Here is a 20,627-nt window from a genome sequence, read left to right on the forward strand (position 1 = left end):
AGGCTAGAGCTATCTATGCATAATCGCCGCTCATTTTTAAAAGAAACTGGCAAAGCGCTGGGTGGATTATTTTTCTGCGGTTGTGGATTAGCCCACTCGGCCGACCTAAAAGATGGGATGCCAAAAAGAATCACTCCGTTATTTATTAACGGGAAGCGCATTAAGACAATTGATGTACATGCCCACTGCCTTTTCCAAGACGCTATTGATTTAATGGGAGATGAGGCTAAATCGGTTCCTCCCCCAACCAAGGGAGTTCCGGAGCATTTCATCAAAATCAATGAGCGCATTAAGGCCATGGAAGCCCAGGGCATTGATATGCAAGTGCTGAGTATTAATCCGTACTGGTATCGCCAAGATAAAGATACCGCTGCTGAAATATGTCGTCTCAACAATTTTCATTTGGCTGAGCTATGCGCAATGAGGCCGGATAAGTTTGCCGCCTTTGCTTCGCTAACAATGCAGCATCCAGATTTAGCTGTTGAGCAATTAGTATATGCGGTAAAAAATCAGGGGCTGCGGGGCGCTGCCATCGGTGGGAGCGTTCTAGGACAGGATTTCTCAGACCCCAAATTTCATCCGATATTGGCAAAGGCTCAAGAGCTTAATGTGCCCCTATTTATTCACCCTCAAAGTACGCCGCAACTTGCTCAGCGCTTTAAAGGCAATGGTTGGATGTCTAACGTCATTGGCAACCCCCTTGATACCACCATCGCACTACAACATCTTATTTACGAGGGTGTACTCGATAAATATCCCCGATTAAAAGTATTGGCTGCTCATGGCGGAGGCTTTCTAGGATCTTATGCTCCTCGTATGGATCACAGCTGCTTTGTCTCGCCACAAAATTGTGACCCTAAGATAGTTCTTCAGAAGAAGCCATCTGAATACCTTAAGCAACTATATTTTGACTCACTGGTTTTCACTCCAGAGGCGCTAGCTTATTTAGTCTCACAGGTTGGCGCAAGTCAAGTTGTTATAGGAACAGATCACCCCATACCTTGGGAGGAATTTCCTGTAGAGCGTGTTATGGCCACCAAAGGCTTAAGTAATGCTGATCGCATAGGTATTCTTGGAGGCAATGCTTCCAGACTGCTCAATATATGAATAATCAACTAGATAGCATCGCACCCCTGCGTGAATTTGTCATTGGAATGACGAACTTGGTCTCTCATGAGTCAGTAGAGCAAGAACTCATTACCAAGGGCTCTGAATTACTCAAAACACTGATTCAATCAGATTCATGGCTTCCAGAATTTTGTACTATTCCACACCCTGAGTTTTATCAGCAGTTTTTACTTCACGCAGATCCCTTGGGTAGATTTTCAGTAGTGAGCTTTGTATGGGGCCCCGGTCAAAAAACGCCAATCCATGATCACTGCATCTGGGGCTTAATTGGCATGCTCAGAGGAATGGAACAAGGTCAGCACTATAAGAGACTGCCATCAGGCGAGTTAGAGATGGATGGCCCCCAAACAGTTCTTCGCCAGGGCGATATTGAGGTGGTTGGCCCTGCTGTCGGTGATATTCATGTGGTGAGCAATGCTATCCCTGATAAAACATCAATCAGTATTCATGTGTATGGCGCCAATATTGGCGCAGTCAAACGGCATACCTATGATCCCATTACTGGCAAGCCAAAGAAATTTGTTTCTGGCTACTCTTCTCAGCAAGTTCCCAATCTTTGGGATCGCTCTGCTGAGATAAGGGCGAGTCTTAACTAAGCCAAGTAGTAAATTCTTCTGAGCTGACTCTAGGCGTATGAAAGGTGTTCACAATATCCGCCTTATCGACATAGCCTAGCGCCATGCCACAGACCAACATCTCATTATCTTGCGCTCCGATCATAGGCAGAATAATTTTGGAGTAATCATTCCAGGCTGCCTGCGGACAGGTATCTAAGCCCTCACCTCTTGCTGCCACCATCAAGTTTTGTAAGAACATGCCGTAGTCGAGCATAGAGCCTTTACCCAATTCCTTATCAATGGTAAAGAATAGGCATACGGGCGCTCCAAAAGCCTGAAAGTTCTTGCGATGCTGCACATGCATTCTGTCTTTATCACCCTTGGTGATACCCAGAAGACCATACAAGCTCCAGCCATTTTCGCGACGTCGGTCAATGTATGGACTAAACCATTTGGTGGGATAGTAGGTGTAACCAGCCTGATATTCTTTAGCTAATTCAGGATTAGCAGCAATGCTGTCATAAGCGTCGCAAACTTTAGTACAAAGATCTTCAAGCACTTTACCCTCTAATACGTAGACTTTCCAGGGTTGGGTATTCGTGCCAGATGGTGCCCTAGAGGCAATATTTAAGAGCTTTGCAATGGTGTCTTTTGGAACCATCTCTTTGGTAAATGCTCGCACGGACTTTCGTGAGGTGATTGCTTCTTCTACAGTTAAAGACTGCATTTTTAAACTCTTCTATTCATTTGGTTTTTTTATTCCGTTACCTAAATGCCGCCCATGCAAAGGTATTTCATCTCCAGATAATCTTCAATGCCGTGCTGCGATCCTTCGCGACCTAGACCGCTTTCCTTCACGCCTCCAAAAGGAGCAGTCTCATTCGAAATAATGCCCTCATTAATACCAACCATGCCGTACTCCAGAGCTTCTGCTACGCGCCAGATACGACCGATATTTTGACTATAGAAATAAGAAGCTAAACCGAACGGAGTGTCGTTAGCCATTACAATTGCCTCAGCCTCAGTGGAGAACTTAAATATCGGCGCAAATGGACCAAAGGTTTCTTCTCTGAAAGCCAGCATATCTTTAGTAGCACCAGAAACTACCGTAGGCTCATAGAAAGAACCGCCTAAGGCATGGCGCTTGCCGCCAATGAGTACTTTGCCACCTTTTTTCACTGCGTCACTGACCTGCTCTTCCACCTTGGCAAGGGCTTTGTCATCAATCAATGGGCCGATCACAGTGTCAGCATCAGCACCACTGCCAACCTTCAAACCGCCCACTGCTTTAGTAAATTTTTCAACAAATGCGTCATAGATAGAGTCTTGCACCATGATGCGATTGGCACAGACACAAGTTTGACCAGCATTTCTGTATTTAGAAATAATTGCGCCTTTCACAGCAGCGTCAATATCAGCATCATCAAAGACAATGAATGGTGCATTACCACCCAACTCCATAGAAACCTTCTTCACCGTTGTTGCGCATTGCGCTAATAACAGCTTGCCGATTTCAGTTGAGCCAGTAAAGCTGAGTTTTTTGACAATGGGATTTGATGAAAGCTCACCGCCAATGGCTGTTGCGGAACCTGTTACACAAGAAAAGACACCCGGCGGAATACCCGCCTCTTCTGCTAGCTGGCATAACGCTAAGGCACTAAACGGCGTCTGACTTGCAGGCTTTAAAACAATTGTGCAGCCAGCTGCTAAAGCTGGCCCCGCTTTGCGAGTAATCATCGCCGATGGAAAGTTCCAAGGAGTAATCGCAGCACAAACACCAATCGCCTGCTTAATCACAATCAATCTTTTATCAGCAGCATGGCCAGGAATCGTTTCGCCGTACAAGCGCTTTGCTTCCTCACCAAACCATTCAATAAAAGAGGCACCATAAGCAATCTCGCCCCTACTCTCCGCCAAGGGCTTTCCTTGCTCGGCCGTCATCAATTGAGCGAGTGCCTCTTGGTTCTTCATAATGAGCTCAAACCAATTGCGCAAGATTTTGGCACGCTCTTTCGCAGTTTTAGCCCGCCAAGCAGGTAAAGCCTTTTGCGCGGCTTCAATTGCTCTGCGGGTTTCAGCTACTCCCATATTGGGGACCGTACCAATTAATGCACCAGTAGCGGGATTGTTCACAGAAATGGTGGACTGATTATCAGCCTCAACCCATTGGCCATTAATGTAGGCTTTTTCAAACTGCAGAGCTAAATTACTCATATCTTTGTACTCAACTGTCAATTGGATTGCTGGACTCGTAATTTCGAGGGAATATGTAATCTTAACCCCTTCTAATCACCTCTTCTAGCATTGATATTAAAACCCAGAAATGGTGCATCTGATCGCCGAAATTGTGCAGCACCGTAATTACCACTAATTTTTGTAACTTAATATGGGGCATGCGTATCAAAATTACCAAAAACCTCGTACTCCATACTCAAATTCAAGAGATGACAAGCGTTCCTGAAGCCCTCTTTCCGGAAGGGGAGTATCTTGCCAACCTCACCCCTGAGGGAAAGATTGAGCTAATGAATACGAAGAAGATCAAGGCACGATTTTCTTTTTCTCAATTCAGGGAAAAAGTCTCTCTCGGCGAATTTGTAGTTGTAGAAAGCTAAACGGGTTAGTGATCTAAATCTAAACTCTGAATCAAGCTGGCAAGCTTAACCACAGACTCAAAAACGCTTGAACTACTGGCCTCTACATCCAGATTTTCCCAATTAAATTCTAATGAGAAATGGGCTGACTCAATAATCAGCTCATAGCTTGAGGTAGCTTTGTTAATAGACTTGGATTGCAGATCCTCAGTGATGGGCACTTTAATTGCCTCAATTGCATTAACCAGCATCGCCACCTCAGTCTCGGTGAGCTCCCTGCTGTGTAAGACATCGTCTGTTCTCTTAATGGAAATCTTAGAGCCGCTATCAATCACGACCTCATATTGATTTAAGCCAAGATCAAACCAAACCGTTAACTCAAGGGCAATCGGATAGTGTTTCATTGAATCGACCTTGTCGGCTTGTAATCAATATAGAAGGATTTCATCTGTAGCCTCCAGGGCGCTTACAACTGATGAAATCATCTTACACCTCAATAGCCCGAATTGACTACCCAAGGGCTGTTTTGAGGAACCCCATTAAAATGAATGATCAGAAACTCCCATGCTAACTGGAGCCCCCATGGAATTACTACCTTGTATTGAACTGGAAACTACCCCAAATCCAACGGCTGCCGTCATTTGGCTGCATGGTCTTGGGGCTGACGGCAATGATTTCGTTCCCATCATTCCTGAGCTCAATCTTGCTGGTTGCCGTGGTATTCGCTTTGTCTTTCCGAGTGCACCAAGCATGCCAGTCACTTTAAATGGTGGTTATGTCATGCCTGCTTGGTATGACATCATTGGGCGCAGCTTGATGGATCAAGAAGATGCTGCTGGTATTCAAAAATCAGCTGTATCTATTGTTCAATTAATCGAGCGTGAGGCAAACCGTGGCATTGCTTATGACAATATTGTTTTGGCTGGCTTCTCACAAGGCTGTGCTATGGTCTTACAAACTGGCTTACGCTTTCCACATAAACTTGCTGGCATCATTGCACTCTCAGGATATTTACCACTAGCAGCAAGCTTGCCGATTGAAAAACACTTAGCAAACCAAAACACGCCTATCTTCATGGCTCATGGAGAATATGATCCAGTGGTTGCGCTAGACCGCGCGCAAGCCTCACATGCTTTGCTTGAAAATATGGGGTATTCAGTAGAATGGAATGAGTATCCAATGGAACACTCCGTTAACCGTGAAGAGCTTCTTGATATCTCACACTTCTTGCAACGGGTTCTAAGCTCTCAATAAATACTTATATCAGGCCATCGGTGATCAACTTAATACTGGCTGCTAGCAGGAAAAACTGGACAATACGGTAATACCATTTCGTTGATATTTTTTCGGCTAGATAAAATCCGAGATAAACGCCAACCGGTACGCAAGGCAGAAGAATCATCGAGGTAGCCAGTTCTTTGAAATTGAGTAAATCCAAATAGGCATAGGGTCCCAGCTTGCCAAAATTAATAAAAGTGAAGAATATTCCCAAGGTAGAGGCGTACGCCATTGGTAATAACTTCTCTCTCAACATAAAGATGGTGATCGGTGGACCGCCATTGTGGGCCAAGAAACCAGTGAATCCAGACATCAGTCCCATGAGACGGCCCAACCAAGGGTAAGGCTTAGCCTCTCTCAAATCGAAATGAGAAGTCACCAGCATCTGAATTAAAAACAGCATAATAAAGATACCTACAAACAGCGTTAAAGCTTTGGGTGTGATGATGGTAAAAAAAAATCATACCTAAGAGCAAACCAAGGAATCCAGCTGGCAGAATGAGTTTTAGAATTCGCCAATTGGCATTCTTCAAGAATCGCCGTATCCCCACCAAATCAATCGCAATCAATAGTGGCAACAATATCGCTAAAGCTTCATTCAAGCCTACCTGACTAGCCATAAGTGGCAGCGATAGTACGCCTAAGCCGGCACCAAAGCCACTTTTTGAAATCCCCACCAAAACCACACTAGCAATCGCACAGATGAAAAACGCTAGCGAATGGGCGTGAAAAGATTCAATAACTGGGTTCATCAGAGCATCTAGCATGACGCAATACTAACAAGAGATGCTGGCTGTCTAAGCAATAAATAAATACATTGCTGCCAGACCCATAAAACCGGTTGCACCCCAGCCAAGCATTTTCATAGTCCAACTTGCGGTATGCGAGCCCATCACCGAGCTCTTAGAAGACAAAACCATGATCGCCACCATCAATGGAACAGCAACAATGCCATTAATCACAGCACTCCAAAATAAGGCCTTCATTGGGCTAATGGGTGAGTACTGAATGGCTAAGGCTAGTAACACACTCAAGGCAATAATCGAATAAAACTTACCAGCTTGAGATGCCGAATCCTCAAGACTTGAGCGCCAACCAAAGACTTCTGACAATGCATAGGCTGCTGAGGCAGCAAGAACTGGCACCCCCATCAACCCCACCCCCAAAATACCCAAAGCAAATAAAAGAAATGCAAATTCACCGGCTAATGGCCTAAGGGCCGACGCTGCCTCTGCTGCTGTATTAATATCGCGCACTCCAGTAGCATGCAAAGTCACCGCTGTTGCCAAAATAATGCAGTAAGCAGCGACATTCGAATAGAGCATCCCGCTCCATGTATCCCACTGAATTCTGCGTAACTCTGTTTTTGCCTCTGACTCACTACTTTGATTGAGCAGATTACTTTGATGCCTTAAGTTCATATCCTCTACTTCTTGAGAGGATTGCCAAAAGAATAAATAGGGGCTGATGGTGGTTCCAAAGATGCCTACGATCACTGCGGCTGAATCTGTGTTCCAAGTAAAAGAGGGAAAGAAAGTACTCCAGACGACTTCGCTCCAAGGAATATGCACTGTAAATAAAACTGCGCCATAAGCCAGCAAGGATAAAGAGAGCCATTTCAGAAAGAAAACGTAATGGCGATAGGGAATCAATATTTGTAAAAGTAGGGTTAAGAAAACAAACACGCCAGTCATGATGTGCCAGTTAACTCCAGTGACTAATTGCGCTACTTCACCCATTGCCGCAATATCAGCGGCGATATTGAGCACATTAGCAATTAAGAGCATCAGCACCAATAAAAACAATACGGGAGGAGAAAAAGCATCCTTCATATTGGCTGCAAGACCTCGGCCTGTAACCCTCCCAATCCGAGCACATAAGACTTGAATGCTGGCCATTAAAGGGTATGCCAAAGGCATTGTCCACAACATGTTTAGACCAAATTGTGCACCTGCCTGAGAGTAGGTAACAATTCCGCTGGGATCATCATCAGCAACCCCAGTGACTAAGCCAGGACCGACCCTAGACAAAGGGTGATGCTTAATACGTTGCCAAATGACAGAAAGATTCATTACTCAGTGTAGTACCTATTGGATGAGGTAAAGAAAAAGGGCTCCTAGGAGCCCTATGCTTACAAGTAATCAGCGCTTAAAGCTTTTTATTAAAGCTATATTGCGCAAAAGCTTGCTCTGCCACATTGAACCATTGCGCTTCCATGTTTCTGAATACACGATAGTCATCAAAAATCTTCTTGAACTGAGGATTCTTGGCAGACTCTTCTGCATACGTTTCTTGACTGGCCTTAAAGCAGGCATCCATCACCGAGGTGTTGAACTTGCGTAAGACTGCACCACTCTCTAGTAAGCGCTGTAATGCTGGTGGGTTTAAAGCGTCGTACTTAGCGCACATGTCCACATGCGTCTCAAAGCAGGCAGCCTCCCAAGCAGCTTGATATGCAGGCGGCAAAGAATCCCACTGCTTTTTATTAACCAAGAAAGATAAGCCTGCAGCACCCTCCCAAAACGCGGGGTAGTAATAGTTCTTGGCAACTTTTGCTAAGCCTAATTTTTCATCATCGTAAGGGCCGACAAATTCAGCGGCATCAATCGTGCCTTTTTCAAGAGCTGAATAAATTTCGCCCGCAGGTAATTGCTGTGGAACTACTCCCAACTTTGAGAGAACCTGACCTGCAAATCCAGCGATACGGAACTTTAAGCCTTTGAGATCTTCAGGAGATTTGATTTCTTTACGAAACCAACCACCCATCTGAGTACCTGTTTGCCCACCCAGGAAATTCACAATGTTATAACTAGCATAGAGCTCACGCATTAGCTTCATACCATTGCCATGTAGCATCCATGCTGATTGCTGGCGAGCAGTCATACCAAACGGCGCCGCAGTATCAAATATAAATGCGCTGTTCTTACCAAGGTAGTAATAGCTAGCCGTATGACCGCATTCAACCGTGCCATTCTGAACTGCATCTAATACTTGTAATGCAGGAACAACTTCACCAGCTGCAAATATTTTGACATTAAATTTTCCGTCGGTAGCCTTGCGTAATGAATTGGCAAAAATCTCAGGTGCGCCATACAAAGTATCCAAGGATTTAGGAAAGCTAGATACCAAACGCCAATTGAGGGTTGGCAAGCTTTGCGCAATAGCCGGTGCGCCAATGGCGGCGACTCCAGCACCAATAGTCGCTTTCTTTAAAAATGAACGTCTTTGCATTTCTTTCTCCCTTCAGTATTTATTTACCACCAACAGTCATCGAGCCAATCAAAATTGAACCAGTTTCTTTAGTTCCCCGGATCAACGTATCGCTCCCAATCATGGCAATATCTAAAAGCATCTCGCGTAAATTACCTGCGATCGTTACCTCTTCGACTGGGTACTGGATTTCACCATTCTGAACCCAATAGCCAAAAGCACCACGTGAATAGTCACCCGTGACATAGTTCACGCCCTGCCCCATTAATTCAGTCACCAAGAGGCCCGTTCCCATTTCTTTTAATAAAGCAGGTAATCCGCCTTTGGGAGTTTTCTTGCTTTGTAGTTTTAAATGATGTGCACCGCCAGCATTGCCTGTAGTCTTCATTCCCAATTTACGCGCTGAGTATGTGGATAAAAAATATCCTTCTAAGATCCCCTTATCCACAACGGTGCGGGGAGATGTCTTCACACCCTCGTCATCGAATGGTGCACTACCCGTCATCGACTTCAGATGCGGATTTTCAAAGAGGCTGATATGTTTTGGAAGTACTTGTTTACCTAAACTGTCTAACAAAAAGCTCGTGCGTCGATAGAGCGCACCACCTGACACAGCCTGTACCAATCCGCCCAAGAGCCCTGCAGCTAATGGTGCCTCAAAAATGACAGGGCAACGGCGCGTCGTCAGTGATCGTGCTTTCAAACGGGATAGCGCGCGCTGCGCCGCATATTGACCAATCAATGCAGGGTCGGCTAACTCTTCTGGTATCCGCGAACTGGAATACCAGTCATCACGTTGCATATTTGACTGTTTACCACCTTCACTTGCAATGGGTGCGCAAGAAATATAGTGGCGAGAAAATGGGTAGCCCCCCATAAATCCGTGACTTGTGCCCATCATGAAATGTGCATGGTGTGCAGATACAGAGGCACCATCGCTATTCTGAATTTGCTTACTCATTGCAAATGCAGCGCCTTCTGCAATGCGGGCAATTTCTACTGCATGTGCGGCATCAATATTCCAGGGATGAAATAAATCTAGGTCGCGTGGATTTTTTTCTAAGAGTTCACGTTCAGCTGGTCCAGCACAAGTATCTTCAGCAGTGTGCTGAGCAATGTGATAAGCAGCATCTACTGTTGCCTTCAAAGATGCTTTAGAAAAATCACTCGTACTAGCATTACCGCGGTGATGTCCTAAAAATACCGTGACTCCGACTTGCTTATCCAAGCTTTGCTCAATCGTTTCGACCTCGCCTTTACGGACCGTTACGGAGAGGCCTTGCCCCTCAGAGACCTCGGCAACCGCATCCGAAGCCCCCCTTCTTTTGGCTTCTTTGAGCAAGAAATCGACGATTTCTTGAAACTGACTAGATGTATATGTAAACATGCCCTAATAATAGCTAGAATAGAAACATGAAGCATACCGAAGACCAAAAGCGTAGCTCCCCAAATGAAGTCAAAATCGGCCTGATTTCGATCTCCGATAGAGCCAGCAATGGGGTATATCAAGATGAGGGCATCCCTGCCCTACAGTCTTGGTTAATGAAAGCCATTAGCAACCCCTGCGACTTTCATGAGCGTCTTATTGCAGACGAATCTGAAATCATCACAGAAACCATTGTTGAATTGGTAGACGATATGGGGTGCGATCTGGTACTCACCACAGGAGGCACAGGCCCATCTCGTAGAGATGTCACCCCTGAAGCTACCCTTGAAGCCGGAACCTGTGAAATGCCGGGCTTTGGCGAGCAAATGCGGCAAATCAGCCTGAAATTTGTTCCGACGGCGATTTTGTCTAGGCAGGTAGCTGTTTTGAGAGAAATAGAGGGGCATGCTGCGCTCGTCATCAATTTACCCGGTCAACCCAAAGCGATTGCTGAAACACTAGAAGGTCTTAAGGATGAGAATGGGAAAGCGATTGTGCCCGGCATCTTTGCAGCAGTTCCTTACTGCATTGATTTAATCGGCGGGCCTTATATCGAGACCCATGAAGAGGTTATCAGAGTCTTTAGGCCAAAGAGCGCACTCAAGAAATAAATGCTTTTTTGAGTTTTCACTTCCCTTTACTTCGGTAGTGGAATGATAAATTTATCGCGGTAGTACTTGAGCTCTTCAATCGATTCTTCAATATCTGCCAATGCAGTATGTGCCTGGTTTTTGGTAAAGCCCTTCACTAACTCTGGATGCCAGCGCTTGCACAACTCCTTGAGAGTCGAGACATCAATACTTCGATAATGAAAATAAGCTTCCAACTTTGGCATGTACTTGGCCATAAAGCGACGATCTTGGCCAATCGTATTGCCACACATCGGAGCAATACCGGCCTTGATGTATTTCTTTAAAAAGGCAATGCACTCGGCCTCAACAGTTGCCTCATCCAATGAGGATGCTTTGACCTTATCGATCAGACCCGAACGCCCATGAGTGCCTTTATTCCAAGCATCCATTGCATCTAAAACGGCATCCTCTTGATGAACGACCCAGACAGGGGCGGTTGCAATGGTATTCAGGTGGGCATCAGTAACAATGATGGCGATTTCTAAAATCCGCTCAGTTTCGGGATTAAGGCCCGACATTTCCATATCCACCCAAATCAGGTGCTCATCGGCGGGGGGTGCCTTTTTCTCGGCCGTGTTCGTTTGTTCACTCATATCTATAATGATCTCATGACATTCACAATTGTTTTTCTAATCGCCTTTATTGCCAGTTTTGGCCTACGCCACTGGTTATCCCAACGCCAAATTCGCTATGTCGCCCAGCACCGCGATCAGGTTCCCGCAGAATTTACTGAAAAAGTGAGTTTGGCTGAACATCAAAAAGCAGCTGACTACACTATCGCCAAACTACGCCTTGGCATATTAGAAAATGGAGTCAGCGCCATTATTTTAATTGCCTTCACTTTATTGGGTGGATTGCAAATTCTGAATATGGCCCTGCTACAATTTCTAGGCGAAGGCATTGCCCAGCAAATTGCTCTACTAGTCTCGATTGTGCTTATCTCCGGAATCATTGATCTACCCTTCTCCTGGTACAAGCAGTTTTATCTGGAGGAGCGTTTCGGCTTTAATCGCATGGGTAAGAAATTATTCTTTAGCGACATGATGAAGGGTATAGGGGTAGGTGGCGCAATCGGCGTGCCACTACTTTGGGTGATCCTCACGCTCATGGCTCAAGCTGGCGATCTTTGGTGGCTTTGGGCATGGGGGGTATTGACCGCATTTAGTGTATTAATGCAGTGGATCTTCCCTACATTTATTGCCCCGCTCTTTAATAAGTTCCAAGCTTTAGAAGATGGTCCCTTAAAAACCCAAATTGAAGCACTACTGAAACGCTGTGATTTTGCTAGCCAAGGCTTGTTTGTAATGGACGGCAGCAAGCGTAGCGCTCATGGCAATGCATTCTTTGCTGGCATGGGCAAGGCAAAACGTATTGTCTTCTTTGATACTTTGATTGAAAAACTCAACCCTGGTGAAGTAGAGGCTGTACTTGCTCATGAGTTGGGCCACTTTAAACGTCAGCATATTCGTAAGCGCCTCTTAGTTTCTTTTGCTTTGAGCTTTGGTATGTTTGCTCTACTAGGATGGATTAGCACCAAGGTCTGGTTCTACACCGATCTGGGGGTTATGCCCAACCTCAATGGTTATAACGGCGGCCTAGCGCTGGCGCTCTTTATGCTGGTATCTCCAGTGTTCAGCTTCTTCTTCACACCACTGGGCAGCCTTGCTTCTCGTAAACATGAATATGAAGCTGACGGTTTTGCAGCTGAAAAATCTTCTGCTCAAGATTTGATCTCTGCTTTAGTCAAGCTTTACCAAGACAATGCTTCAACGCTCACCCCAGATCCAATTTACACCGCCTTCTATAGCTCACATCCACCAGCACCACTGAGAATTGCCAATCTCCAGCGTCTGAGCTAATACGAATCATCGATGGAACAATTTCACGCGCTACTGACTGCCTCTTATGGGAGACACTATCTAGCGCAGCGTTTGGTAGCAGATGCACAAGGAAATCATTCACCTCAGGGGCCATTAATTCAGGTAAGCACGCCCGCTAAGCAGCACGTTGGTGCAGTGGGTGATCGCATGCTGCTCGAAATGACATCGGCAGATCAAGCGCGCATTATTCAGATTGAACCACGTGACAATATTTTGTATCGCTCCGATGCATTTAAGAGCAAGATTATTGCCTCTAATGTCGATCAAATTTTAGTAGTACTAGCAACGCAACCGGCATTCTCACCAGATCTTTTAGGTAGAGCAGTGGTAGCTGCAGAAGCTAACCAAATTGGTTTACATATTCTCTTAAATAAATGTGACCTCAAAGATAATTTAGAACACGCACGCAAAATCATTGCACCGTATGCACGCATGGGCTACTCAGTGAGTGAGGTATCCGCCAAGTTTGACTCTGAATCGATTAATGCTCTCCAGATGGCACTCTGCGGCAAGGTCTCTGTCTTTGTAGGTCAGTCAGGTATGGGTAAGTCTAGTCTCTTAAATGCCTGGGTTCCCAATGCTGCTGCACTCACCCAAGAATACTCAGTGCGCTTAGATACTGGTAAGCACACCACTACCGCTTGTCGTTATTTTGAATTACCACAAGCTTGGGGTAGAGATGCTTCTGGCAAGCTTGGCGCCCTCATTGATTCTCCAGGTTTTCAGGAGTTTGGTTTGGCCCATATGTCAGTCAGTGAATTGCAACATGCCTTTAGAGAATTCAAAGATTTACTGGGTAAATGTCGCTTTCACAATTGTGCACATGAATCAGAGCCTGATTGCGCTGTAAGAGATGCAGTCAATAGAAACGAAATAGCGCCAGAAAGACTAGCGCTATTTAGGCAACTGCACTCTGATTCAAAAACAGCAGATACGCAAATTCAGGGGATTAGCCAAGCCAAAGAGCGATGGTCAGCATTAGCAATAAAGCCATCCAAGCGATAACTAGGCGCCATACCAAGCCTACTGCGGAGCGCATCGTCCGCTCGGTAGGCTCAAGACCTACTTCATAGATCAGCGGCTCACCAGCCTCTGCCATCCGCAATGCTTCATCACTACCAGGCTCACTCAAGGGCTCACCTAAACGCACACCTAGGGCACCACCACCGGCAGCCAAAATTACTGCTGATAAAGAGTCGGCCCATTTTTGAGTAAGGTAGCGCCATGCATAAACTGCGCCTTCAAAGTTACCAACAATTGCAAAGCCCATTGCAGTAATCCGAGATGGAATCCAATCGAGCACGTAAAAGAAATGGCGCGCTGCTTCACTCAGATTAAAGTCACCCCGCATAGACCAACGTTGCGCAGCCATATCGGCTAAACGATAGAGCACAACTCCCGCAGGGCCCATTGGCATCATGAACCAGAACAAGACACCAAATACGTGACGATGGGAGCCAATGATGGCGCGCTCAAGAGCCAAAGAGATCACTTGAGTTTCTGTCAGATGAGCGGTATCTAAATCTGGGCCATACCATTGGCCAAGTGCGGCGCGGGCTGCTGGTAGATCATGGGCCTCAATCGCTTCATGCACTAGAGTGAAGGAATGGCTAAATTGACGAAAGCCAAAAAACAAATAGGCAATCGCAATATTCCATACAAAACCTAAGATTGGGTAAGTCACCATACAAATGACGTAAACCAAGAACACTAAAAAGGTTGGCAAAATAAATGCAACCAAGCAGGCCATGCGAGCACCAATTGGGCTTGCCCCTTCTTCAGTCTTACCGCCGAATTCTCCGGCGACCCAATCCAACCAACGGGTGCTAGTCCGCACAATCCAATGGCTAGCAGTTACTGGGCGATATTGCTCAGCAATGAGGGCGAAGAGAATGGAAAAGAAAGTCATACTTTTAATAAATGATATAGGTTTCGTAACATTCCCGCAGTAGCGCCCCAAATAAAGCGGTTCTTATAAGGCATTGAATAAAAACGACGGCCACCCCGCTCACTTTGCCACACTCTAATCTGATGGTTTGCTGGGTCCAATAAAAAACTTAAAGGCACTTCAAAAATATCTGCCACTTCAAATTCATCTAAGACGTATTCTGCCTGAGCCTGTACCAATCCCACTACCGGAGTAACGCTATAGCCAGAAACAGTGAGATATTGAGGCAAATGCCCAATAATCTCTACACGCTTGCGATCCAAACCAATTTCTTCTTCACTCTCCCGCAGCGCAGTGTCATTAGGACTTTGATCTTCAGGATCCATGCGACCCCCGGGAAAACTAATTTGCCCGGCATGGTCGCGTAAGTGATTGGTTCGTTGAGTTAGGAGTACTGATAAGCCTTCTGCCTTTAATACCAACGGTATCAACACTGCCGCCTTAGTAACCTTACCCGCTGCCTGACGCTTAGCAATAATGTCTGAGGCGATCACATGGCGGTTTTCATCAGTAATTTCTGGATGCCAATCAGGAGGCGCCTGAAAACGGGATCTTAAGCTTGCTAGCTCGAGGCGCTCTTTGGGCACCTTGATCTGATCCCCACAAATCTCATAGATCGGAATGGCTTGTGCATCAAACCCGGGAGGCGCAGCCACATTGATTGCATCTTCTTCAGTCTGAGGGGTCTTGGGCATATTCATATTCTAAGGCAACAAAAAAGGCGACCTAGGCCGCCTTTTTAATTTGCATCAAAGCAGCAATTATTCAGCAGCTGGAGCAGCTACTGCCTTAGTGCGAGCTTGAAGCTTTTCTTTAATACGTGCTGACTTACCAGAACGATCACGCAAGTAGTACAACTTTGCACGACGGACATCACCGCGACGCTTCACTTCAACGCTAGCAATCAATGGTGAGTATGTTTGGAAAGTACGCTCAACGCCTTCACCAGAAGAAATCTTACGCACGATAAAGCTGGAATTGAGTCCGCGATTACGCTTAGCAATCACAACGCCTTCAAAAGCCTGGGCACGCTTACGTGTACCCTCAACAACGTTTACGCTAACAACCACAGTGTCGCCAGGAGCAAAGCTTGGTAATACTTTATTAGCACTTAAGCGAGCAATTTCTTCTTGCTCAATTTTTTCGATCAAATTCATTTTTTTATTCCTAAAACATCTTGTTAACCTTTAATCCCGAGATTTAAATCAACGGACTTAACAGAGGATGCAGTTAAAACAATTTCACTAAACCAAAAATCAAACCGCTTATTCACAACTCAATTTATAGAGAGCGAAGAAATTGTTCATCTTCTCGGGTTAGCAACCCATTGGCTCTGGCCGATTCAATTAAATCTGGCCGGAGCCTGAACGTCAGCTCTAAAGACTTCTGCCGACGCCAATCCGCTATTTTAGCGTGATGTCCGCCCAAAAGCACGTCTGGCACCGATAAATTTTCATAAACCTCGGGTCTGGTGTAGTGGGGATAGTCCAAAAGACCGTTCATAAAGCTATCCTGGGTGGCAGATTCGCCATCCCCAAGAGCGCCTGGAATGAGCCTAATTACCGCATCCATCATTGCCATTGCAGGAATTTCACCTCCAGAGAGCACAAAATCGCCGATAGAGAGCTGTAAGTCGATGTTTCGATCAATAAAACGTTGGTCGACTGCCTCATACCGACCACAAATAAAGCTCAAATTACCCAAATTCAGGATATCAGCTGCCATTTTCTGAGAAAACCGCTCGCCTTGGGGTGCCAATAAGCAAATTGGGCCTGTTTTGATATTGGCGGCCTGATGGGCCGTTTTAATACTGGCGACGGTATCTTCTAGGGGCTTGGCCATCATGACCATTCCTGGACCGCCGCCATAGGCGCGATCATCTACCGTCTTACGGGGATCAGTACAAAAGTCTCTGGGATTCCACAGATGAACGCTGGCTAGTGATTGCTGACATGCGCGACCAGTTACACCCCACTGCGTCAGAGCAGAGAACATTTCTGGAAATAAAGTCACAACATCAAAGCGCATATCTATATTCGTCGGTTTATTTTTTATTCGTTCATCACCAATCACTCTGCCAATCGAGAGTAATTTTTTTATTATCTAAGTCTACGTTTTGCACTACTTCTTTTACAAATGGAACTAATTGTTTAATGGTCTTACTTGATGCATCGCCAATGGCGATCACACCATGAGCACCGTTCTCAGTAACATCAATGACCTCACCAAGCTCTTCGTTTTGCAGATTGACTGCACTGCAACCAATCAGGTCAACCCAATAATAAGAATCACTATCTGCTTTTGGAAATGCATCGCGTGCTACTAATATTCTGGCGCCTTTTAATGCAAGCGCTTGATCGCGATCACTGATACCTTCTAGTGCCATGACGACATTACCGCTGTGCATCTTAGCGTTCTTAACTTTGTATTGCGTGAGGGAGGCTTGCTCTACAGACGCAGAAACCCCTGCATCCCTGCGCGGAATGAGAGACAACCAAACAGCTTTAGAAGATAGAAGCGCTACAGGCTCTGATGAGTGAGGTCTAACCTTCACTTGACCCTGCAATCCTTGGGCCTCAGAAACAGCACCAAGCTCAATCAAATCATTTAAGGAAGGTGTACTCATTTGAAAGACACCTTATTTTCCCAAAATAAAACTACTCAAATCCTGCCGCCAAAAACTCCACCGCAAAGATGAAGTCTTTAGCAAAGTGACTTAAACAGCAGGATTGTTTTTGATCAGACGAACAACGGTTGGAGAGATTTGCGCGCCAACACCAGTCCAGTAAGTCAAGCGATCCTGAGCAATACGCATCGCTTGCTCAGTTGCAACTGCTTGTGGATTGAAATAGCCAATGCGCTCGATAAAGTTCGAGTCACGACGGTTGCGCTTATCAGTAGCAACGATGCTGTAAAAAGGGCGCTTCTTAGAACCGCCGCGTGCCAGTCGAATGACGACCATACTTATTCCTTAAAAAATCTAAAATGAAAAAATCTGAGACTCCGGCCCACCTAAGTAACGTACGGTAGAGCGGAAAACCTCATATTCTAGACGAAAACCCCTACTCCTTCCACCTATTTCAGCGTCTAAGCCAGTAGAATAGAATCATCCAGAGAATTAAAAATACATATAAAACAATAACTTAGATAAATATGCCCACAAAAATCGCATCCCAAGCCTCAAGAAAGGGCCTCTTCAGAGGCTTCTCAAATAGCCTAATTGTGGTGTTTTCATCTTTGGGTATTGTTCTTTTGACTGGGTGCGCCAATGTCATTCCGCCCTGCAATGCCAAAACGAGCCCTCCTAGCAGCGAGCTTCGGAACACCAAGTGGGAGCTCACTCGCTGGAATTTAGCCCCCAATAGTGGTGGTGAGGTGCGCACCCGCCAAATTCCACAAGGTGAAGCCAGTAACCCCATTCACATCATTTTTGACACCAATGGCCAGCGCATCAGCGGCTCAACTGGCTGCAATCGCTTTACCGCACAGCTAGAAGAAGATGCTCGTGGCTTTACCATCACTAAAATTGTGAGCACAAAAATGGCCTGTACGCCACAACGTAATGAATTAGAAAATGACTTTCTGTATGAGCTCAACGACTATCGCAGTATCGTTCGTAATGGCGATCAATTGCTGATGATTGGAGCCGATCGAGAAGTCTTAAGCTTTACTCAGCGTCCCAATAACAACAAATAAGTAAGTCATTCAAAAGATAAAAGATTAATGAAAAACTCCAAACTGATTTTTTTGCGCTCTCGGATTTTTTTTCCCAGGCAGTGGACTCAACTACTTTTACTTGCAAGGCATCAAATCTTTTTGGGCTTGGGCGCAATTATTTGCTCTGATTGGCGGCATTGCTGGCTGGACCATCCTAAAAAACGCCAACTTTCATTCTGCACCTGGATGGATGCTGATCACCTTTGGATTTATTGCCATAGAAGCCAGCTGGTTAACAACGATTGCCTTTGGTCTTCGCCCTGATGAGAAATGGGATGCGCAATTTAATCCCGGCATCGAAGAGCACCGTCGAACTCGCTCTGGCTGGCCAGTCATTCTGACGGTAATCTTCTCGCTTGTATTGGGTGCTGCAGTCATGATGACTTTTTTGGCCATCTCTTTTGAGCAATTCTTCATCTCCCAACTTCACGAAGCCAAAAAGCTATCGCAATAACTTCAGAACTGCTCTACCTCTAAAGCATTTGTAGAGTGACCGCTTTCAATAATTGAAGTTGCTAGAGCGCTAGCTTGTGGTAATAAATTCTCGGCAAAGAAACGTGCCGTAGTGATCTTGGCATGATAAAAAGCAGGATCGCTATCGCGTAAACGCTCGGCAGCTAAGAGGCTGCGAGCCATTTGCCAAGCACCCAACACTAAACCGGATAGTCTCAAATACGCAAAACTACCGGCATACACTGCCTTGGTATCACTCTTTGCATTTGCCAAAATATAAGCAACAGTATCTTCAAATGCGGCGCGCCCTATCTTCAACTGCTTTAGTACTGCCTGAGCATCTGCTGAACTACTCGCTAGTAACTCTTTTTCTGTTTGTGCAATTTTTTGTGAGAGTACTCTCGCAGTGGCGCCACCATCACGTACCGTTTTTCTCCCAAGCAAATCATTTGCTTGAATGGCTGTAGTACCTTCATAGATGGTCAAGATACGAGCATCACGATAGTGCTGAGCTGCACCTGTCTCTTCGATAAAGCCCATGCCACCATGCACTTGAATACCCAAGCTAGCGACCTCGATTGACATCTCCGTAGAGAAGCCCTTCACAATCGGTACCAAGAATTCATAAACAGCTTGACTGGCTTTACGCTGCCCCTCATCAGGCGCTGCATGCTGTGCGTCATTAGCAGCAGCAGCGTAATAAGCCAATGCGCGAGAAGCTTCAGTATAGGCGCGCATGGTCATGAGCATCCGCTTGACATCTGGTTGATGAATAATCGCCACAGGCCCAGCAGAGCCATCTAAATCTCGACTTTGCACACGATCTTTAGCGTATTGCACTGCCTTTTGGTAAGCACGCTCTGCTACTGCAATGCCTTGCATACCCACCGCAAAGCGAGCAGCGTTCATCATCACGAACATGTATTCAAGGCCGCGATTTTCTTCGCCAACCAGGTAGCCGATTGCACCACCGTGATCACCAAACTGCAGGACTGCAGTTGGGCTGGCCTTGATTCCTAATTTGTGCTCAATCGATACACAGTGAACATCGTTACGCTCGCCTAAGGAGCCGTCAGTATTCACTAAGAGCTTAGGAACTACAAATAATGAAATTCCTTTAACTCCCTCTGGGGCATCTGGCGTTCTTGCCAGTACCAAATGGACAATATTCTTGGCCATATCGTGCTCACCATAGGTGATATAGATCTTGGTACCAAATATTTTGTAGGTGCCATCACCTTCAGGTATCGCTTTAGAGCGGACCATGGATAAATCAGAACCTGCTTGTGGCTCAGTTAAGCACATGGAGCCAGTCCACTCACCCGAAATCATATTCGGGACATATTGCGCTTGAATCTCTGGGCTAGCCGCCGTTAATAAAGCCTCAATCGCACCATCGGTCAGCATGGGACATAAAGCAAATGACAAGCTGGCTGAGTGAACCATTTCAAAACATGCAGCAGCAATTAACTTTGGCAAGGCTTGGCCACCAAACTCAACTGGATGCACTACGCCCTGCCAACCAGCAGCAGCGAATTGTTCAAAGGCTTCTTTAAAACCAGGAGTGGTAGTAACTACACCATCTTTCCAGGAGCTTGGGTTTTGATCACCAGGCCAATTGAGGGGTGCAATAACGTCTTGAGTGAACTTTGCAGACTCTTCCAAAATTGCTGGAGCCAAATCGACATCAACCCCTGCTTGTGCATAAGAGGGATAAGCAACCACATCGGCTAGCCCAGCTAACTCATTCATGACAAACAACATGTCTTTTACTGGGGCTACGTATGGCATTGCTGCTCCTATTGAA

Annotated in this window: 25 protein-coding genes; 9 read left to right on the top strand and 16 right to left on the bottom strand. The window is 45.8% G+C overall.

Annotation, left to right across the window (positions count from 1 at the left end; all coding sequences use genetic code 11):
* The first annotated feature begins 15 nt into the window (after positions 1-15).
* Both CBI31_RS02605 and CBI31_RS02610 read left to right on the top strand, forming a co-directional pair.
* The gene (locus CBI31_RS02605; RefSeq protein ID WP_088524848.1) at positions 16-1,107 is read left to right on the top strand and encodes an amidohydrolase family protein; all 1,092 of its coding nucleotides are present in this window, start codon (positions 16-18) and stop codon (positions 1,105-1,107) included.
* A complete protein-coding gene (locus CBI31_RS02610; protein ID WP_088524849.1) occupies positions 1,104-1,724 on the top strand; it encodes a cysteine dioxygenase family protein in 621 nt (206 codons plus the stop codon). The genes CBI31_RS02605 and CBI31_RS02610 overlap by 4 nt, the downstream gene beginning before the upstream one ends.
* Here CBI31_RS02610 and CBI31_RS02615 read toward each other — a convergent pair.
* Together CBI31_RS02615 and gabD are read right to left on the bottom strand one after the other, a co-directional pair.
* Positions 1,717-2,412, bottom strand: coding sequence for a nitroreductase (locus CBI31_RS02615; RefSeq protein WP_088524850.1), 696 nt, complete (start codon positions 2,410-2,412; stop codon positions 1,717-1,719). The two genes, CBI31_RS02610 and CBI31_RS02615, sit on opposite strands and share 8 nt — an antisense overlap.
* 41 nt (positions 2,413-2,453) lie before the next feature.
* Complete coding sequence (gene gabD, locus CBI31_RS02620; RefSeq protein ID WP_088524851.1) at positions 2,454-3,899, bottom strand: NADP-dependent succinate-semialdehyde dehydrogenase; 1,446 nt, start codon at positions 3,897-3,899, stop codon at positions 2,454-2,456.
* Positions 3,900-4,078: 179 nt separating this feature from the next.
* Here gabD and CBI31_RS02625 point away from each other — a divergent pair, with 179 nt between their 5' ends.
* Positions 4,079-4,297, top strand: a complete 219-nt coding sequence (locus CBI31_RS02625; protein WP_088524852.1) for a hypothetical protein — start codon at positions 4,079-4,081, stop codon at positions 4,295-4,297.
* Positions 4,298-4,302: 5 nt separating this feature from the next.
* Here CBI31_RS02625 and CBI31_RS02630 read toward each other — a convergent pair whose 3' ends face one another.
* Entirely contained in the window at positions 4,303-4,680 is a 378-nt protein-coding gene (locus tag CBI31_RS02630) for a hypothetical protein (protein ID WP_088524853.1), read from the bottom strand.
* Positions 4,681-4,858: 178 nt separating this feature from the next.
* On the opposite strand from CBI31_RS02630, the gene CBI31_RS02635 reads away from it, so the two are divergent.
* On the top strand, positions 4,859-5,530 hold the full coding sequence (locus CBI31_RS02635; protein ID WP_088524854.1) for an alpha/beta hydrolase: 672 nt from the start codon (positions 4,859-4,861) through the stop codon (positions 5,528-5,530).
* Positions 5,531-5,534: 4 nt separating this feature from the next.
* On the opposite strand, the gene CBI31_RS10420 is transcribed toward CBI31_RS02635, so the two are convergent.
* The 5 genes from CBI31_RS10420 to pmbA all read right to left on the bottom strand — a co-directional run bounded on the left by CBI31_RS10420 (position 5,535) and on the right by pmbA (position 10,151).
* Positions 5,535-5,957 (bottom strand): sulfite exporter TauE/SafE family protein, encoded by a 423-nt coding sequence (locus tag CBI31_RS10420; protein WP_240553667.1) that lies wholly within the window; start codon positions 5,955-5,957, stop codon positions 5,535-5,537.
* Entirely contained in the window at positions 5,902-6,321 is a 420-nt protein-coding gene (locus CBI31_RS10625) for a TSUP family transporter (RefSeq protein WP_420812055.1), read from the bottom strand. Before CBI31_RS10625 ends, CBI31_RS10420 begins: the two co-directional genes overlap by 56 nt.
* Positions 6,322-6,351: 30 nt before the next feature.
* A complete protein-coding gene (locus CBI31_RS02645; protein WP_088524855.1) occupies positions 6,352-7,626 on the bottom strand; it encodes an NRAMP family divalent metal transporter in 1,275 nt (424 codons plus the stop codon).
* Between the two features lie 76 nt (positions 7,627-7,702).
* Positions 7,703-8,785 (bottom strand): TRAP transporter substrate-binding protein, encoded by a 1,083-nt coding sequence (locus CBI31_RS02650; protein WP_088524856.1) that lies wholly within the window; start codon positions 8,783-8,785, stop codon positions 7,703-7,705.
* A 19-nt stretch (positions 8,786-8,804) separates the two neighbouring features.
* Entirely contained in the window at positions 8,805-10,151 is a 1,347-nt protein-coding gene (pmbA, locus tag CBI31_RS02655) for a metalloprotease PmbA (RefSeq protein WP_088524857.1), read from the bottom strand.
* Between the two features lie 26 nt (positions 10,152-10,177).
* Here pmbA and mog point away from each other — a divergent pair, with 26 nt between their 5' ends.
* The gene (gene mog / locus CBI31_RS02660; RefSeq protein ID WP_088524858.1) at positions 10,178-10,801 is read left to right on the top strand and encodes a molybdopterin adenylyltransferase; all 624 of its coding nucleotides are present in this window, start codon (positions 10,178-10,180) and stop codon (positions 10,799-10,801) included.
* Positions 10,802-10,827: 26 nt separating this feature from the next.
* Here the strand turns inward: mog and orn are convergent, their stop codons facing one another.
* Entirely contained in the window at positions 10,828-11,415 is a 588-nt protein-coding gene (gene orn / locus CBI31_RS02665; RefSeq protein WP_088524859.1) for an oligoribonuclease, read from the bottom strand.
* Positions 11,416-11,430: 15 nt separating this feature from the next.
* Between orn and CBI31_RS02670 the strand changes: the two genes are divergently transcribed.
* Entirely contained in the window at positions 11,431-12,681 is a 1,251-nt protein-coding gene (locus tag CBI31_RS02670; RefSeq protein WP_088524860.1) for a M48 family metallopeptidase, read from the top strand.
* Positions 12,682-12,693: 12 nt separating this feature from the next.
* Entirely contained in the window at positions 12,694-13,707 is a 1,014-nt protein-coding gene (rsgA, locus tag CBI31_RS02675) for a ribosome small subunit-dependent GTPase A (protein WP_088524861.1), read from the top strand.
* Here the strand turns inward: rsgA and CBI31_RS02680 are convergent.
* The 6 genes from CBI31_RS02680 to rpsP all read right to left on the bottom strand — a co-directional run bounded on the left by CBI31_RS02680 (position 13,652) and on the right by rpsP (position 17,612).
* Complete coding sequence (locus CBI31_RS02680; RefSeq protein ID WP_088524862.1) at positions 13,652-14,611, bottom strand: CobD/CbiB family protein; 960 nt, start codon at positions 14,609-14,611, stop codon at positions 13,652-13,654. The genes rsgA and CBI31_RS02680 overlap by 56 nt on opposite strands.
* Positions 14,608-15,345, bottom strand: a complete 738-nt coding sequence (locus CBI31_RS02685) for a CoA pyrophosphatase (RefSeq protein ID WP_088524956.1) — start codon at positions 15,343-15,345, stop codon at positions 14,608-14,610. Before CBI31_RS02685 ends, CBI31_RS02680 begins: the two co-directional genes overlap by 4 nt.
* A 66-nt stretch (positions 15,346-15,411) precedes the next feature.
* Positions 15,412-15,807 carry a 50S ribosomal protein L19 gene (rplS, locus tag CBI31_RS02690; protein WP_088524863.1) on the bottom strand — a complete coding sequence of 132 codons (396 nt, stop codon included), beginning with the start codon at positions 15,805-15,807 and terminating at the stop codon, positions 15,412-15,414.
* Between the two features lie 124 nt (positions 15,808-15,931).
* Positions 15,932-16,678 (bottom strand): tRNA (guanosine(37)-N1)-methyltransferase TrmD, encoded by a 747-nt coding sequence (gene trmD, locus CBI31_RS02695; RefSeq protein WP_088524864.1) that lies wholly within the window; start codon positions 16,676-16,678, stop codon positions 15,932-15,934.
* A gap of 34 nt (positions 16,679-16,712) precedes the next feature.
* Positions 16,713-17,276 (bottom strand): ribosome maturation factor RimM, encoded by a 564-nt coding sequence (gene rimM / locus CBI31_RS02700; RefSeq protein ID WP_088524865.1) that lies wholly within the window; start codon positions 17,274-17,276, stop codon positions 16,713-16,715.
* A gap of 90 nt (positions 17,277-17,366) precedes the next feature.
* Positions 17,367-17,612, bottom strand: a complete 246-nt coding sequence (gene rpsP, locus CBI31_RS02705) for a 30S ribosomal protein S16 (RefSeq protein WP_088524866.1) — start codon at positions 17,610-17,612, stop codon at positions 17,367-17,369.
* A gap of 260 nt (positions 17,613-17,872) precedes the next feature.
* Between rpsP and CBI31_RS02710 the strand changes: the two genes are divergently transcribed.
* Together CBI31_RS02710 and CBI31_RS02715 are read left to right on the top strand one after the other, a co-directional pair.
* Positions 17,873-18,346, top strand: coding sequence for an META domain-containing protein (locus tag CBI31_RS02710; RefSeq protein WP_240553669.1), 474 nt, complete (start codon positions 17,873-17,875; stop codon positions 18,344-18,346).
* A 100-nt stretch (positions 18,347-18,446) separates the two neighbouring features.
* Positions 18,447-18,821, top strand: a complete 375-nt coding sequence (locus CBI31_RS02715; protein ID WP_206075429.1) for a hypothetical protein — start codon at positions 18,447-18,449, stop codon at positions 18,819-18,821.
* Positions 18,822-18,823: 2 nt separating this feature from the next.
* On the opposite strand, the gene CBI31_RS02720 is transcribed toward CBI31_RS02715, so the two are convergent.
* Entirely contained in the window at positions 18,824-20,611 is a 1,788-nt protein-coding gene (locus CBI31_RS02720; protein WP_088524868.1) for an acyl-CoA dehydrogenase, read from the bottom strand.
* Between the last annotated feature and the right edge of the window lie 16 nt (positions 20,612-20,627).

The organism is Polynucleobacter campilacus, from assembly GCF_002206625.1.
GTDB classification, from domain to species: Bacteria; Pseudomonadota; Gammaproteobacteria; order Burkholderiales; family Burkholderiaceae; genus Polynucleobacter; species Polynucleobacter campilacus.